At 71.9% G+C, this 13,478-nt stretch carries 14 protein-coding genes; 11 read left to right on the top strand and 3 right to left on the bottom strand.

Features of this window, described 5'->3' with window-relative positions:
* Positions 1 to 230 precede the first annotated feature (230 nt).
* Both ABKA17_RS09270 and ABKA17_RS09265 read left to right on the top strand, forming a co-directional pair.
* The gene (locus tag ABKA17_RS09270; protein ID WP_353691417.1) at positions 231 to 899 is read left to right on the top strand and encodes a GOLPH3/VPS74 family protein; all 669 of its coding nucleotides are present in this window, start codon (positions 231 to 233) and stop codon (positions 897 to 899) included.
* A 370-nt stretch (positions 900 to 1,269) separates the two neighbouring features.
* On the top strand, positions 1,270 to 2,106 hold the full coding sequence (locus tag ABKA17_RS09265) for an isocitrate lyase/PEP mutase family protein (protein ID WP_353691416.1): 837 nt from the start codon (positions 1,270 to 1,272) through the stop codon (positions 2,104 to 2,106).
* A 33-nt stretch (positions 2,107 to 2,139) separates the two neighbouring features.
* Here ABKA17_RS09265 and ssgD read toward each other — a convergent pair whose 3' ends face one another.
* On the bottom strand, positions 2,140 to 2,553 hold the full coding sequence (ssgD, locus tag ABKA17_RS09260) for a spore wall synthesis regulator SsgD (RefSeq protein ID WP_353691415.1): 414 nt from the start codon (positions 2,551 to 2,553) through the stop codon (positions 2,140 to 2,142).
* A 237-nt stretch (positions 2,554 to 2,790) separates the two neighbouring features.
* On the opposite strand from ssgD, the gene ABKA17_RS09255 reads away from it, so the two are divergent.
* Both ABKA17_RS09255 and ABKA17_RS09250 read left to right on the top strand, forming a co-directional pair.
* Positions 2,791 to 3,900: a WD40/YVTN/BNR-like repeat-containing protein gene (locus tag ABKA17_RS09255; RefSeq protein ID WP_353691414.1), complete on the top strand. Its 1,110-nt coding sequence runs from the start codon at positions 2,791 to 2,793 to the stop codon at positions 3,898 to 3,900.
* Between the two features lie 48 nt (positions 3,901 to 3,948).
* Positions 3,949 to 4,272 (top strand): plasmid stabilization protein, encoded by a 324-nt coding sequence (locus tag ABKA17_RS09250; protein WP_353691413.1) that lies wholly within the window; start codon positions 3,949 to 3,951, stop codon positions 4,270 to 4,272.
* 4 nt (positions 4,273 to 4,276) lie between these two features.
* Here ABKA17_RS09250 and ABKA17_RS09245 read toward each other — a convergent pair whose 3' ends face one another.
* Positions 4,277 to 4,573, bottom strand: coding sequence for a YciI family protein (locus tag ABKA17_RS09245; protein WP_353691412.1), 297 nt, complete (start codon positions 4,571 to 4,573; stop codon positions 4,277 to 4,279).
* Positions 4,574 to 4,610: 37 nt separating this feature from the next.
* Between ABKA17_RS09245 and ABKA17_RS09240 the strand changes: the two genes are divergently transcribed.
* Both ABKA17_RS09240 and mmpA read left to right on the top strand, forming a co-directional pair.
* On the top strand, positions 4,611 to 5,339 hold the full coding sequence (locus ABKA17_RS09240; RefSeq protein WP_353691411.1) for an endonuclease V: 729 nt from the start codon (positions 4,611 to 4,613) through the stop codon (positions 5,337 to 5,339).
* A gap of 328 nt (positions 5,340 to 5,667) precedes the next feature.
* Entirely contained in the window at positions 5,668 to 5,814 is a 147-nt protein-coding gene (gene mmpA / locus ABKA17_RS09235) for a morphogenic membrane protein MmpA (RefSeq protein ID WP_502994189.1), read from the top strand.
* 1 nt (position 5,815) lies between these two features.
* Here the strand turns inward: mmpA and ABKA17_RS09230 are convergent, their stop codons facing one another.
* Positions 5,816 to 6,994, bottom strand: a complete 1,179-nt coding sequence (locus ABKA17_RS09230) for a saccharopine dehydrogenase family protein (RefSeq protein ID WP_353691409.1) — start codon at positions 6,992 to 6,994, stop codon at positions 5,816 to 5,818.
* A 91-nt stretch (positions 6,995 to 7,085) separates the two neighbouring features.
* Between ABKA17_RS09230 and ABKA17_RS09225 the strand changes: the two genes are divergently transcribed.
* The 5 genes from ABKA17_RS09225 (at position 7,086) to ABKA17_RS09205 (ending at position 13,347) form a co-directional block, all read left to right on the top strand.
* Positions 7,086 to 7,466 (top strand): MmcQ/YjbR family DNA-binding protein, encoded by a 381-nt coding sequence (locus ABKA17_RS09225; protein ID WP_353691408.1) that lies wholly within the window; start codon positions 7,086 to 7,088, stop codon positions 7,464 to 7,466.
* 106 nt (positions 7,467 to 7,572) lie between these two features.
* Positions 7,573 to 8,715 carry a CaiB/BaiF CoA transferase family protein gene (locus ABKA17_RS09220; protein ID WP_353691407.1) on the top strand — a complete coding sequence of 381 codons (1,143 nt, stop codon included), beginning with the start codon at positions 7,573 to 7,575 and terminating at the stop codon, positions 8,713 to 8,715.
* A gap of 10 nt (positions 8,716 to 8,725) precedes the next feature.
* Positions 8,726 to 9,868: an acyl-CoA dehydrogenase family protein gene (locus ABKA17_RS09215; protein ID WP_353691406.1), complete on the top strand. Its 1,143-nt coding sequence runs from the start codon at positions 8,726 to 8,728 to the stop codon at positions 9,866 to 9,868.
* A gap of 43 nt (positions 9,869 to 9,911) precedes the next feature.
* Positions 9,912 to 11,126, top strand: coding sequence for an acetyl-CoA C-acetyltransferase (locus tag ABKA17_RS09210; RefSeq protein WP_353691405.1), 1,215 nt, complete (start codon positions 9,912 to 9,914; stop codon positions 11,124 to 11,126).
* A 43-nt stretch (positions 11,127 to 11,169) separates the two neighbouring features.
* Entirely contained in the window at positions 11,170 to 13,347 is a 2,178-nt protein-coding gene (locus tag ABKA17_RS09205; protein WP_353691404.1) for a 3-hydroxyacyl-CoA dehydrogenase NAD-binding domain-containing protein, read from the top strand.
* Positions 13,348 to 13,478: the final 131 nt, after the last annotated feature.

The raw sequence follows: 13,478 nt of genomic DNA, 5'->3' as shown, positions 1-13,478 counted from the left end.
TGATCCGTGGGCATGAAAAAAGCCCTGCACCGGAGGACGGCTCGTACGCCGAGGTCACACGCAGCGCACCCACACAAGATGTGTGGTGTGACGCGGTGTCTCAGGACCTCAGACGAGCAACGTCCTTCTCCAATCGACGGCAACAGAAGCGATATACACCGTACGAGGGGGCGTGTGGGCTGTCAACGAATTAACGTGAAGTCCGACCGCACCGCCCCGAAGGAGGCCCCGTGCCCAACGGCTCGCTGTCCCTGCCGGCCCGGCTCCACCTGCTGGCCTGGGACACCACGAGGAACGAGCTCGCCGGCACCACCCACCTCCACCACCTGGTGCGGGCCGGCGCCCTCACCGAACTGGCCCGGCGCGGGCTGCTCGTCGACGACGACGGCATCGCCACCCCCGTCGACATGGACTCCCGCACCGGGGACGCCGTCCTCGACGGGCTCCTGGAACTCGTACGCGAGTCCCGGCCGCACCGGTGGCGCGGCTGGGTGACGCTGCACGCGCGCGTGACGTTCGAGGCCGTACGGGAGCAGCTGGCCGCCGAGGGGTATCTGCGCGTGGAGAAGCGGCGGGCTCTCGGCCTCTTCCCGACCGTGGAGTACGCCGTGGAGCGCGTCGCCGTCGTGGAGGCGCTGCGCGAGGAGGTACGGCGGATCCTGGACGGGCCGGTGCGGGTCGCGGAGGTCTCCGACCGGGACGCGGCCCTCGCCGTACTGGCGGCCGCCGCGGAGCTGCGCAGCCTCACCCCCCGTGTCTCCCGCGAGGAACGCGCCCACCACAAGGCCCGCCTGCTGGAACTGACCGAGCGCGGCGGAGCGGCGGCGCCGGTGCTGCGGATGGTCGTACCGGAACTCTGCGCGGCCCTGACACCGGCGGACGCACCGACGGGGGCGTGAGCGTCATGGGGCCGGATGCGGCACTGCCTGACGTGCGGCCCAGGTGTGAGGGGTTGGCGAGGTCGACGCCGCCGGGGTTCGAGGCGTTGCCGGAGTTCGCCGGTGCCGCCCGGGTTCGAAGCGTTCCCGCATCTCGGGAAGCCCGCACGGTCAAGCCTGAGATGCCGCGCGCGGCCTGAGCCCCATGGGTGGCCCGATACGGCACCCCGGGGCCCGAGACGGCGTCGAGCGAGGCTGGGCGGCACCGTGAAGCGGTCTGCCGAGCCGTCGGCGGTCGTCGTGGCCGCGCCTTCACTAGCCCCCTCGGCGGCCTCACGGCCCTGTCGGATTCCTGCCGGACCCGCCCCGGCCCCGCTGCTTGAGTGGGGCCATGACGAACCTCAACTCCCTTCGCGAGCGTGCCCTCGCCTTCCGTGCCCTGCATGTGCCGGGGCGGCCGCTGGTCCTGCCCAACGCCTGGGACGCCGCGAGCGCCCGGGTCGTCGAGGACGCCGGTGCCGCCGCCGTGGCGACCACCAGCGCGGGGCTGGCGTGGGCCCTCGGCACGGCGGACGGGGACCGGGTGGGGCGGGAGCGGGCGCTCGGGGTCGTCGCGGGGATCGTCGCCGCCGTCGGGGTGCCCGTCAGCGCGGACGTCGAGAGCGGTTACGCCGAGGACCCGGAGGGCGTGGCGCACACGATCCGTGCGGTGCTCGCGGCCGGTGCGGTGGGCGTGAACATCGAGGACGCGCTGTACGAGGAGGGCACCGGACCGCTGCGGTCGGTGGCCGAGCAGGCCGAACGGATCGCCGCAGCCCGGGAGGCCGCCGATGCCGAGGGCGTGCCGCTGTTCGTCAACGCCCGGATCGACACGTTCCTGAGGGGCGCCGGGGGAGTCGACCTCACTCTGGAGCGGGCCGCCGCCTTCCGGGCCGCGGGTGCCGACGGGATCTTCGTCCCCGGGGCCGTCGACCCGGGCACGGTCAAGCTCCTCGTCGACGGCGTCGACGGCCCGCTGAACGTCATGGTCGGCCCGGGCGCGCCCCCGGTCGCGGAACTGTCGGCGCTCGGCGTCGCGCGCGTGAGCGCGGGTTCGGCCATCGCCCAGGCGGCTCACGCACTGGTCCACCGCGCCGCACGGGAGCTGCTGGGGGCGGGAACGTACGGGGAGCTGGAGGACGGCCTCGACTACGGCAGGCTCAACGCGTTGCTGGGGGCGGCACGCTGAGACACCCAGGGGGCGGCCCAGCGGTGCGGAGCGCTACGCGTCGCGCATCAGCTCGGCCAGCTGCTGGTCCAGGTCGAGCTGGAGGTGCTCCAGCCCCACGGGCACCAGGTCCGCCGTCGCCTTCAGGAACCGCCGGATCTCTCCCGTGCGCACATGCACGACGGCGGTGCCCTCCGGGGCGTGGAACTCCAGGACGGTGCGGTCGTAGCCGTACGGCCGCACCCGCACGTCGCCGTGTCCCTCGGCGGTCTCCAGACCCGTGGTGAGGAGTTCGCGCGAGAAGGTCCAGCAGACCTCCACGCCCTCCAGGGTGGCCGGGGCCGGGAAGGTCATGCGGACGGCGAACGGATCGCGCCGGTCGTAGTGCAGCGTGGCGGGGATGCTCGGCATCCGCGGTGCGGCGGCGACGAGACGGGCCTCAACGGGCTGCTCGATGACAGTGGACAACGCGTTGCTCCCTCGTGACGGCTGGACTGACTTCCGGGCGGATGAGGCCGGGCACTGGTAGAGACGACGGAATCGGCCAATCCGTGTACACGAAAGTCGAGTGACCTCGGTCACCGTCTTTCATGCACGAGAGTGGCGCAGGCCACCTTCTGTGTTGCGAACGGCACTTGTGGCGACCGTCGTCCCACGCGTCGGCGGTCTGGACGGCCACGGGCGCGTGGGCTAGCTTCGCCCGCCATGAGGCGCTTGGGGATCACGCGACGCACGGGACACAGGGGACGTACGGGCAGAGGGGTCGTCGCGGGGGTGGCGTGCGCGGCGGCGCTGGCCGCGCTGACGGCCGTACCCGCGCAGGCACAGCCGCGGCACCCGGCGCCGCACTGGGAACTCAAGGACAGCGGGACGCCCGAGGTGCGGTTCCGCGGTCTGTCGGCCGTCAGCCGGACGACCGCCTGGGTCGCCGGCACCCAGGGCACCGTTCTGCGCACCACGGACGCCGGCGCGAGCTGGCGGAACGTCTCGCCGCCCGGCGCCGGCGAGCTCCAGTTCCGGGACATCGAGGCGTTCGACGCGCGCCGGGCCGTCGTCCTGGCCATCGGCGAGGGCGAGGCGTCCCGGGTGTACCGGACCGACGACGGCGGGGCCACCTGGACCGAGTCCTTCCGCAACACCGACGCGCGGGCCTTCTACGACTGCCTCACCTTCTTCGACCGCAAGCACGGACTGGCGATGAGCGACCCGGTCGAGGGCAGATTCCGCATCCTGTCGACGAGCGACGGCGGCCGCTCCTGGAAGGTCCTGCCGAACACGGGCATGCCCGCCGCGCTGGAGGGCGAGGCCGGGTTCGCGGCCAGTGGCCAGTGCCTGGTGAGCTCCGGTTCGAAGGACGTCTGGCTGGCCACCGGCGGCGCGGCACGCGCGCGCGTGCTGCACTCCTCCGACCGCGGCCTGACCTGGACGGCCACGGAGTCGCCGATCCCGGCGGGCGACCCCGCCAAGGGAGTCTTCGCGCTCGCCTTCCGCGACCGCGCGCACGGTCTCGCGGTCGGCGGCGACTACCGCCCCGACCAGGCCTCCCCGCAGGCGGGCGCCGTGACCCGGGACGGCGGCCGCACCTGGCGGTCCGCCGCCACCTCGCCGCCCGCCTACCGCTCGGGCGTCGCCTGGCTCCCGTACAGCCGCACCGCGGCCCTCGCGGTCGGCCCCACCGGCACCGATGTGACGACGGACGGCGGCCGCACCTGGCGCACGGTCGACACGGGCTCGTACGACACCGTCGACTGCACCCCCGACCTCGGCTGCTGGGCGGCGGGGGAGAAGGGACGCGTGGCCCGGCTGGAGAGCTGATCCGGAATGTGGGTACCCGGTCGCCGAGCGCGGAAGGAGTGAGCCCACATGCCACGTGGTTCGAGCCCGAAGAGGGAACGGCAGTACGAGCACATCAAGGAGAGCGCGCAGGACCGGGGTGAGAGCAAGAAGCGTGCGGAGGAGATCGCCGCCCGCACGGTCAACAAGGAACGCGCCCGCTCCGGCGAGTCCAAGACCGCCAGCCGCACCTCGACCCAGGACATGTCGTCCGGGAAGAGGGGCGGCCAGCGGTCCGGGAAGGGCTCCCAGGGCCCGACCTACGACCAGCTCTACGAGGAGGCCAAGCGCCGCAACGTCAGCGGCCGTTCGGACATGAACAAGAGCCAGCTGAAGCGGGCGCTGGGCAAGTGACGCCTCAGGAGGGCGACTCGCGGTACCGCTCGAGCTCCGGCGCGGTCTTCGTGGCGGCGAACTCGGTGACGCGGTAGGCGCAGACACCGGCCTCCACGAACGGGTCGCCGGCCGCGATCCGCTCGATCCGCGCGCGGTCCTCCGCGACGGCGAGGATCACCCCGCCGTCGCGGGGGTTCTTGCGCCCGGACGCGAGGAACACGCCCCGCGCGTACTGCTCGTCGAGCCACGCCACGTGCGCTTCCAGCACGGCGTCGACCTTGTCCAGCGGGGCGGTGTACGTCAGCTCCAGAACGAACATGATCGCGAGCCTACGCCGACGTACCCTCGTTGCCATCATGACGACCGTACGCATTCCCGCGGGCTGGCCCGCGACCGAGGAGCAAGCCCGCGCCGTCCAGGACGAGTTGCGCACGAGGGTGGTGCTCGACGAGCCCGGCCCGCCGCCCGGCAAGGGGCACGTGACCGGGGTCGACGTGGCCTACGACGACGAGCGGGACGTCGTGGTCGCCGCGGCCGTCGTCCTGGACGCGGCGAGCCTCGACGTCGTCGCCGAGGCCACGGCGGTCGGCCGGATCTCCTTCCCGTACGTCCCGGGCCTGCTCGCCTTCCGCGAGATCCCCACGGTCATGGCCGCCCTGGAGGCCCTCCCGTGCCCGCCGGGACTGGTCGTCTGCGACGGCTACGGCCGCGCCCACCCCCGCCGCTTCGGCCTCGCCGCCCACCTCGGCGTCCTCACCGGCCTGCCCACGATCGGCGTCGCCAAGAACCCCTTCACCTTCACCTACGACGACCCGGACACCGCGCGCGGCAGCGCCTCCCCCCTCCTCGCGGACACCGAGGAGGTCGGCCGAGCCCTGCGCACCCGCGAGTCCGTGAAGCCGGTCTTCGTCTCGGTCGGCCACCGAGTGAGCCTCGCCAACGCCTGCGCCCACACACTGGCGTTGACCCCCCAGTACCGCCTCCCGGAGACGACCCGCCACGCGGACGCGCTGTGCCGGAGGGCGCTGAAGGAGGCGACGCGGGCCGGGAGCCCGCAGATGGAACAGGCGGCGCCGGACGCCTAAGCGCTCCGCTGGAAGTGCCGCCTGGCGCCGTCGTTCGGCTGCGGCGCCGTTGTGGCTTGTCGCGCCCACGCGGCGGAGCCGCATATGTCACAGCCCCGCGCCCCCTGAGGGCGTTGCCGAACCGTAGTCGACTTCGCCCAGTTTGCTTGGAGGAGCCGGACGCGCACGGTCCATGAACGCTCGCCCATCGGGCCACCGCCGACGACCCCGAACTGCGCGAGCGCGTGGACGCCGTACTCGGTACCTGAGTACGTGAACTGAGTATCCGTACGGATGTGGGTGCGCCGTCGTGAGCGGCAGGCTGGGCCGTATGACGACGACGCACCGTATGCCCAGGCACCGCTCCCCGAAGCCCCTCGCCGACCCCGAGCGGCCGGTCGAGCGTGCCGTGACGGCCGCGTTGGTGCTCGCCGCGCTGGCCGGGCTCGCCTGGATCTGCGGGATGATCTACACGGTCGCCACCTGGCAGCTGTAGGTCACCGGGTCGCGGCCACCCGGAAGACGATGCCCGCCCGCTGCAGCCGTTCGGTCAGCGCGTCGCCCATCGCCACCGCCGTGGTGACCTGACCGGACGTCGGCGGGAGTTCGTCGAAGGCCAGCGACAGCGCCGCCTCGGCGAAGATCTTCGCGGTCTCGTCGTAGCCCGGGTCACCGCCCGCGACCTCGGTGAACACCCGGCGGCCACCGCCCTCACCCACGAAGCGGACCGAGAACCAGCTCTTCGCGCGCTTCTCGGCGCTCGGCCCCTCTCCCGGCTTGAGCCGGTCGGACAACCAGCGCCGGGCAGGCGGCAGTTGGGCCGCCGCGAACAGCGCGCCCACCGCCGCGACCCCGCCTACCGCCATCGGCAGCCGGCGTACGGCCGCGTAGTGGCGGTAGCGGAAGTCGGGGCCGAAACGTTCCAGCGCCCGGGCCGACCGTCCCACGATCTGCGCGTCGATGGTCGGCAGCGGCAGCGCCCAGGCACCGACCTCCCCGGCGAACCGCGGAGCGCCGTTCGGGGTGGAGGCCCGCCGACCGACCAGCCGCGGCTCGTGCCGGGCGCGGTCCCGCGCGGCGGCGATCATCTGCCGCCCGCGCGCGAACTGACCCAGCGCCGAGGCGAACGTACCGCCCGAGAAGGTCGCGTCCGCCGTCACGAACCCGTCGACCCTGAGCGGCACCCCCTCCGGCAGCTGTCGCACCGTGAAGTACGCGCCCAGGTCGTGCGGTACCGAGTCGAACCCGCAGGCGTGCACCAGCCGTGCCCCCGTCTCACGCGCGCGTGCGTCGTGCAGGACGTACATCCGGTCCACGAACTCGGGCTCGCCGGTGAGGTCCAGATAGTCCGCCCCGCTCCCCGCGCAGGCCGCCACCAGCTCCTCGCCGTAGGTCACATAGGGGCCCACCGTCGTGGCCACCACGCGCGCGTGCTCGGCGAGCGCCCGCAGCGAGGCCGGATCGGACACGTCCGCCCGCAGCACCCCCACCTCCGAGCCGCCCGGCAGCCGCTCCCGCAGCGCCCGGAGCTTGTCCTCGCTGCGCCCGGCGATCGCCCAGCGCAGCCCCTCGGGCGCGTGTGCGGCGAGGTACTCCGCGGTGAGCGTCCCCACGAACCCGGTGGCTCCGAAGAGCACGATGTCGTACGGACGGTCCGCCCTGTTCAGCCTGCTCATGACACCCCTCGGTTCCGCACCACGCGCCGTTGTCGGTGGCCGAGGCTAGCGTGAGGTGTGCGGAGCGGAGACGACAGGCCGGAGGTGTGCGGTGGCGGTGCCCAAAAATGCCCTGAAGAAATGGGAAAAGGTGCGCGCCTTCGCGCTCGGCATGCCCGGCGCCGTCGAGGACCACCCCTGGGGCGAGTCCGTCGCCAAGGTCAACAAGAAGGTGTTCGTCTTCCTCGGTGTCGCCGACGGCAGCTATCCGCTGGGCGTCACGGTCAAGCTCAAGGACGACGAGGCGCACGCCCACGCGCTGACCTGCCCCGGCGCCGAACCCGCCGGGTACGGCCTGGGCAAGGCGGGCTGGGTCCGCGTACCGCTGGAGGAGACCGGCGCCCCGGCCGCCGAGCTGCTGTGCGACTGGGTGGAGGAGAGCTACCGCGTGATCGCACCGAAACGGCTGATAGCGGAGCTGGACGGACAGTGAGCGCGATGATTGGCTAAGCGCTTGCTCGCCCAGGTCTTGAATCCAGTGGAACGTGTTCTTAGCATCACTGGTGTTACATCGGTTGTGTCACGCCAATGGGGGCTGGATGACAACGGCAACGACGCCGGGGCAGGGTCCGCTCACCGGCGTGCGCGTACTGGAGCTCGCCGGTATCGGCCCGGGCCCGTTCGCCGCCATGCTGCTCGCCGACCTCGGCGCCGACGTCGTCCGCGTGGACCGGCCCGGCGGCCCCGGACTCGCCATCAAGCCCGAGTTCGACGTCACCAACCGCAACAAACGCTCGGTGGTCATCGACCTCAAGGCCCCGGACGGCGCCGCCCGCGTCCTGGACCTCGCCGCGCGTGCGGACATCCTCGTCGAGGGCTACCGCCCCGGTGTCGCCGAGCGGCTCGGCATCGGACCCGAGGCCTGCCACGCCCGCAACCCGAGGCTCGTCTACGGCCGGATGACCGGCTGGGGGCAGGACGGCCCGCTCGCCCAGCGCGCCGGCCACGACATCGCGTACATCGCCCTCACCGGCACCCTCGGCATGATCGGCAGCCCCGGCGAGCCGCCACCGGCTCCCGCCAATCTCCTGGGCGACTACGCGGGCGGCTCCCTCTACCTCGTCGTAGGCGTCCTCGCCGCCCTCCACCACGCGCGCGCCACCGGCACCGGCCAGGTCGTCGACGCCGCCATCGTCGACGGCACCGCCCATCTCTCGGCGATGATCCACGGCATGCTCGCCGCCGGCGGCTGGCAGGACCGGCGCGGCGCCAACCTCCTCGACGGCGGCTGCCCGTACTACGGCACCTATGAGACGGCCGACGGACGGTACATGGCCGTCGGGCCGCTGGAGCCGCAGTTCTACGACGAGTTCGTCCGGCTCCTCGACCTCACCGAGCACGCCGGGGCCCGCAAGGACTGGACCCGCTGGGGGGAGCTGCGCGAGGCCGTGGCCGCCCGCTTCAAGTCCCGTACCCGCGAGGAGTGGACGGCCGTCTTCGACGGTACGGACGCGTGCGTGGCCCCCGTCCTTACCCTGCGCGAGGCCCCGCACCATCCGCACCTCGCCGCCCGCGGCACCTTCACCGACCACGGCGGCCTCACCCAGCCCGCGCCCGCACCGCGCTTCTCCGCGACCCCCACCGCCGTCCGCACCGGCCCCGCGCGACCCGGCGCGAACACCGAGGACGTGGCGCGCGACTGGGACGTACCCGATCTCCTGAAGGGCCTCGGAACATCATGATCGGAACACCATGAAGCGCCAGATCTTCGCCCCCGAGCACGACGCGTTCCGTGAGACGGTCCGCGCCTTCCTGGCCAGGGAAGTGCTGCCGTACTACGAGAGTTGGGAGAAGGCCGGCATCGTCTCCCGGGAGGCCTGGCGCGCGGCCGGCAAGCAGGGCCTGCTCGGGCTCGCCGTGGACGAGGAGTACGGGGGCGGCGGCACCGACGACTTCCGCTACAGCGCCGTCCTCGCCGAGGAGTTCACGCGCGCGGGGGCACCCGGACTCGCCCTCGGGCTGCACAACGACATCATCGGCCCGTACCTGACGGGCCTGGCCACCGAGGAGCAGCGGCGGCGCTGGCTGCCCGGCTTCTGCGACGGCACGCTGATCACGGCCATCGCGATGACCGAGCCCGGCGCCGGCTCCGACCTCCAGGGCATCCGCACCCACGCCGAGGACCGCGGCGACCACTGGGTGCTCAACGGCTCCAAGACGTTCATCTCCAACGGGATCCTCGCCGACCTGGTGATCGTGGTCGCGAAGACCACCCCCGAAGGCGGCGCGCACGGTCTGTCGCTGCTCGTCGTCGAGCGCGGCACGGCGGGCTTCGAGCGCGGCCGCAACCTCGACAAGATCGGCCAGAAGGCGCAGGACACGGCCGAGTTGTTCTTCCACGACGTGCGCGTGCCCAAGGAGAACCTCCTCGGCGAGCTGAACGGCGCCTTCGTCCACCTGATGACCAACCTCGCGCAGGAACGCCTGAGCATCGCCGTCTCCGCGATCGCCGCCGCCGAGCACCTGCTGGAGATCACCACGGAGTACGTCAAGGAGCGCGAGGCGTTCGGCCGGCCGCTGGCCACCAAGCAGCACGTCCGTTTCGAGATGGCGGAGATGGCCACCGAGTGCGCCGTCACCCGCACCTTCCTCGACCGCTGCATCGAGGATCACTCGATCGGGCAGCTCGACGCGGTGCACGCCTCCATGGCCAAGTGGTGGGCGACCGAACTCCAGAAGCGGGTCGCCGACCGCTGTCTGCAACTGCACGGCGGCTACGGCTACATGAGCGAGTACCCCGTCGCCCGGGCCTTCACGGACGGCCGCATCCAGACCATCTACGGCGGGACGACCGAGATCATGAAGGAGATCATCGGGCGTTCCCTGCTCGGCTAGCACCTTCTTGCTCGGCTGACCCTCACCCTCGAAAGGCCTTCCTGTGAGCACCGAAGCGTACGTGTACGACGCGATCCGCACCCCGCGCGGTCGCGGCAAGGCGAACGGCGCCCTGCACGGCACCAAGCCCATCGACCTGGTCGTCGGACTCATCCACGAGATCCGCGGCCGCTTCCCGGGCCTGGACCCGGCCGCGATCGACGACATCGTGCTCGGCGTGGTCGGCCCCGTCGGCGACCAGGGCTCCGACATCGCCCGCATTGCCGCCGTGGCCGCCGGACTGCCGGACACGGTCGCCGGCGTACAGGAGAACCGCTTCTGTGCCTCGGGCCTGGAGGCCGTCAACATGGCCGCCGCCAAGGTCCGTTCCGGCTGGGAGGACCTCGTCCTCGCGGGCGGCGTGGAGTCCATGTCGCGGGTACCGATGGCCTCGGACGGCGGCGCCTGGTTCAACGACCCGATGACCAACCTGGCCGTCAACTTCGTGCCGCAGGGCATCGGCGCCGACCTCATCGCCACCATCGAGGGCTTCTCGCGCCGGGACGTCGACGAGTACGCGGCGCTGTCGCAGGAGCGCGCGGCGACGGCCTGGAAGGAGGGTCGCTTCGACCGGTCCGTCGTCCCGGTGAAGGACCGCGCGGGCCTGGTCGTCCTCGACCACGACGAGCACCTCCGTCCCGGCACCACCGCCGACTCGCTCGCGGGGCTCAAGCCGTCCTTCGCGGACATCGGCGACCTGGGCGGTTTCGACGCGGTGGCGCTCCAGAAGTACCACTGGGTCGAGAAGATCGACCACGTCCACCACGCGGGCAACTCCTCCGGCATCGTCGACGGCGCCTCCCTGGTCGCCATCGGTTCGAAGGAGGTCGGCGAGCGCTACGGCCTCACCCCGCGCGCGCGGATCGTCTCCGCGGCGGTCTCCGGCTCCGAGCCGACGATCATGCTCACCGGTCCGGCCCCCGCCACCCGCAAGGCGCTCGCCAAGGCGGGGCTGACGATCGACGACATCGACCTGGTGGAGATCAACGAGGCGTTCGCGGCCGTCGTGCTCCGCTTCGTGAAGGACATGGGCCTCTCGCTCGACAGGGTCAACGTCAACGGCGGCGCCATCGCGCTCGGCCACCCGCTCGGCGCGACCGGCGCCATGATCCTCGGCTCGCTCGTGGACGAACTGGAGCGCCAGGACAAGCGCTACGGCCTCGCCACGCTCTGCGTCGGCGGTGGCATGGGCATCGCCACCATCGTCGAGCGCATCTGACCCCCTCCCGACGGATACGACGGATCACACGGAGCACCTCCACATGAGCACTCAGTCCACCACCATCCGCTGGGAACAGGACCGCGACGGCGTCGTCACCCTCGTCCTGGACGCCCCGAACCAGTCCGCGAACACCATGAACCAGGCGTTCCGCGACTCCCTCGCGCACGTCACCGACCGCCTGGAGGCCGAGAAGGACTCCGTCCGCGGCATCATCATCACCTCCGCCAAGAAGACCTTCTTCGCGGGCGGCGACCTGCGCGACCTGATCCGGGTCACCCCGGAGACCGCGCAGGAGCTCTTCGACGGCGGCCTGGCCATCAAGCGCAACCTGCGCCGCATCGAGACCCTCGGCAAGCCGGTCGTCGCGGCGATGAACGGCGCGGCCCTGGGCGGCGGCTTCGAGATCGCGCTGGCCTGCCACCACCGCGTCGCCCTCGACGCGCCGGGCTCGAAGATCGGCTGCCCCGAGGTCACCCTCGGTCTGCTCCCGGGCGGCGGCGGTGTGGCCCGCACGGTCCGCCTCCTCGGCATCACCGACGCCCTGCTCAAGGTGCTGCTCCAGGGCACCCAGTACAGCCCGCAGCGAGCCCTCCAGAACGGCCTGATCCACGAGGTGGCCGCCACCCAGGAGGAGCTCCTCGCCAAGGCCCGCGCCTTCATCGAGGCCAACCCCGCCTCCCAGCAGCCCTGGGACAAGCCCGGCTACCGCATCCCCGGCGGCACCCCCGCCAACCCCAAGTTCGCGGCGAACCTCCCCGCCTTCCCGGCCAATCTGCGCAAGCAGACCAACGGCGCGCCCTACCCGGCACCGCGCAACATCCTCGCGGCGGCCGTCGAGGGTGCCCAGGTCGACTTCGAGACCGCGCAGGTCATCGAGGCCCGCTACTTCGTCGAACTGGCCGCCGGGCAGACCTCGAAGAACATGATCCAGGCGTTCTTCTTCGACCTCCAGGCCGTCAACTCCGGCGCCAACCGCCCCAAGGGCATCGAACCGCGCAAGGTCCGCAAGGTCGCCGTTCTCGGCGCCGGGATGATGGGCGCGGGCATCGCGTACTCGTGCGCCCGCGCGGGCATCGACGTCGTCCTCAAGGACGTGTCGGCGGAGGCGGCGGCCAAGGGCAAGGCCTACTCCGAGAAGCTGTGCGCGAAGGCCGTGAGCAGGGGCCGTACGAGCCAGGAGAAGGCGGACGCGCTGCTGGCCCGCATCACGCCGACCGCCGACGCCGCCGACCTGGCGGGCTGCGACGCGGTGATCGAGGCCGTCTTCGAGAACCCTGAGCTCAAGCACAAGGTGTTCCAGGAGATCCAGCACGTTGTCGAGCCGGACGCGCTGCTGTGCTCCAACACCTCCACCCTGCCGATCAGCGTGCTCGCCGAAGGAGTGGAGCGCCAGGCCGACTTCATCGGACTCCACTTTTTCTCGCCGGTCGACAAGATGCCGCTGGTGGAGATCATCAAGGGCGAGCGCACGGGCGACGAGGCACTGGCCCGCGCCTTCGACCTGGTACGGCAGATCAAGAAGACGCCGATCGTGGTCAACGACTCGCGCGGCTTCTTCACCTCCCGCGTGATCGGCCACTTCATCAACGAGGGCGTCGCGATGGTCGGCGAGGGTATCGAGCCCGCGTCGATCGAACAGGCGGCGGCCCAGGCGGGCTACCCCGCCAAGGTCCTCTCCCTCATGGACGAACTGACCCTCACGCTCCCGCGCAAGATCCGCAACGAGTCCAAGCGGGCGGTCGAGGAGGCGGGCGGCGTGTGGCCCACGCACCCCGCGGAGGCCGTCATCGACCGCATGGTCGACGAGTTCGGCCGCACGGGCCGCAGCGGGGGAGCGGGCTTCTACGACTACTCCGAGGACGGCAAGCGGGCGGGCCTCTGGCCGGGCCTGCGCGAGCACTTCACCAAGCCGGGCCAGGAGATCCCGTTCAGGGACATGCAGGAACGCATGCTCTTCTCCGAGGCCCTCGACACCGTGAAGCTCCTTGAGGAGGGCGTCCTGACCTCGGTCGCCGACGCCAACATCGGCTCCATCTTCGGCATCGGCTTCCCGGGCTGGACCGGCGGTGTCCTCCAGTACATCAACGGCTACGAGGGCGGCCTCTCCGGCTTCGTGGCACGCGCGCGTGAGCTCGCCGAGCGGTACGGGGAGAGGTTCACGCCGCCGGCGCTGCTGGTGGAGAAGGCGGAGAAGGGGGAGCGGTTCGGGGACGCGTGACACTGTTCGGCGCACGCACCTCTCAAACGCCGGTCCGGGTCGTGTTTTTCAGCCCGTTCGGCGTTTGAGGACGAGAGCACGCCGTCCCGATCCCCCACCCACCCGCGTTTTTCAGCCTGTCCGGCGTTTGA

This window comes from Streptomyces sp. RG80, assembly GCF_040446465.1.
In the GTDB taxonomy this organism is placed as follows: Bacteria; Actinomycetota; Actinomycetes; order Streptomycetales; family Streptomycetaceae; genus Streptomyces.
Note: the sequence above shows the minus strand (reverse complement) of the source record. Positions and strands in the feature narration are given on the sequence as shown.

Bases quoted from the DNA above. Each gene is read 5' to 3' on its own strand.
- ABKA17_RS09265 (WP_353691416.1), top strand. From the start codon at position 1,270: ATGACGAACCTCAACTCCCTTCGCGAGCGTGCCCTCGCCTTCCGTGCC.
- ABKA17_RS09255 (WP_353691414.1), top strand. From the start codon at position 2,791: ATGAGGCGCTTGGGGATCACGCGACGCACGGGACACAGGGGACGTACG.
- ABKA17_RS09250 (WP_353691413.1), top strand. From the start codon at position 3,949: ATGCCACGTGGTTCGAGCCCGAAGAGGGAACGGCAGTACGAGCACATC.
- ABKA17_RS09245 (WP_353691412.1), bottom strand. From the start codon at position 4,573: ATGTTCGTTCTGGAGCTGACGTACACCGCCCCGCTGGACAAGGTCGAC.
- ABKA17_RS09240 (WP_353691411.1), top strand. From the start codon at position 4,611: ATGACGACCGTACGCATTCCCGCGGGCTGGCCCGCGACCGAGGAGCAA.
- mmpA (WP_502994189.1), top strand. From the start codon at position 5,668: ATGCCCAGGCACCGCTCCCCGAAGCCCCTCGCCGACCCCGAGCGGCCG.
- ABKA17_RS09230 (WP_353691409.1), bottom strand. From the start codon at position 6,994: ATGAGCAGGCTGAACAGGGCGGACCGTCCGTACGACATCGTGCTCTTC.
- ABKA17_RS09220 (WP_353691407.1), top strand. From the start codon at position 7,573: ATGACAACGGCAACGACGCCGGGGCAGGGTCCGCTCACCGGCGTGCGC.
- ABKA17_RS09215 (WP_353691406.1), top strand. From the start codon at position 8,726: ATGAAGCGCCAGATCTTCGCCCCCGAGCACGACGCGTTCCGTGAGACG.
- ABKA17_RS09205 (WP_353691404.1), top strand. From the start codon at position 11,170: ATGAGCACTCAGTCCACCACCATCCGCTGGGAACAGGACCGCGACGGC.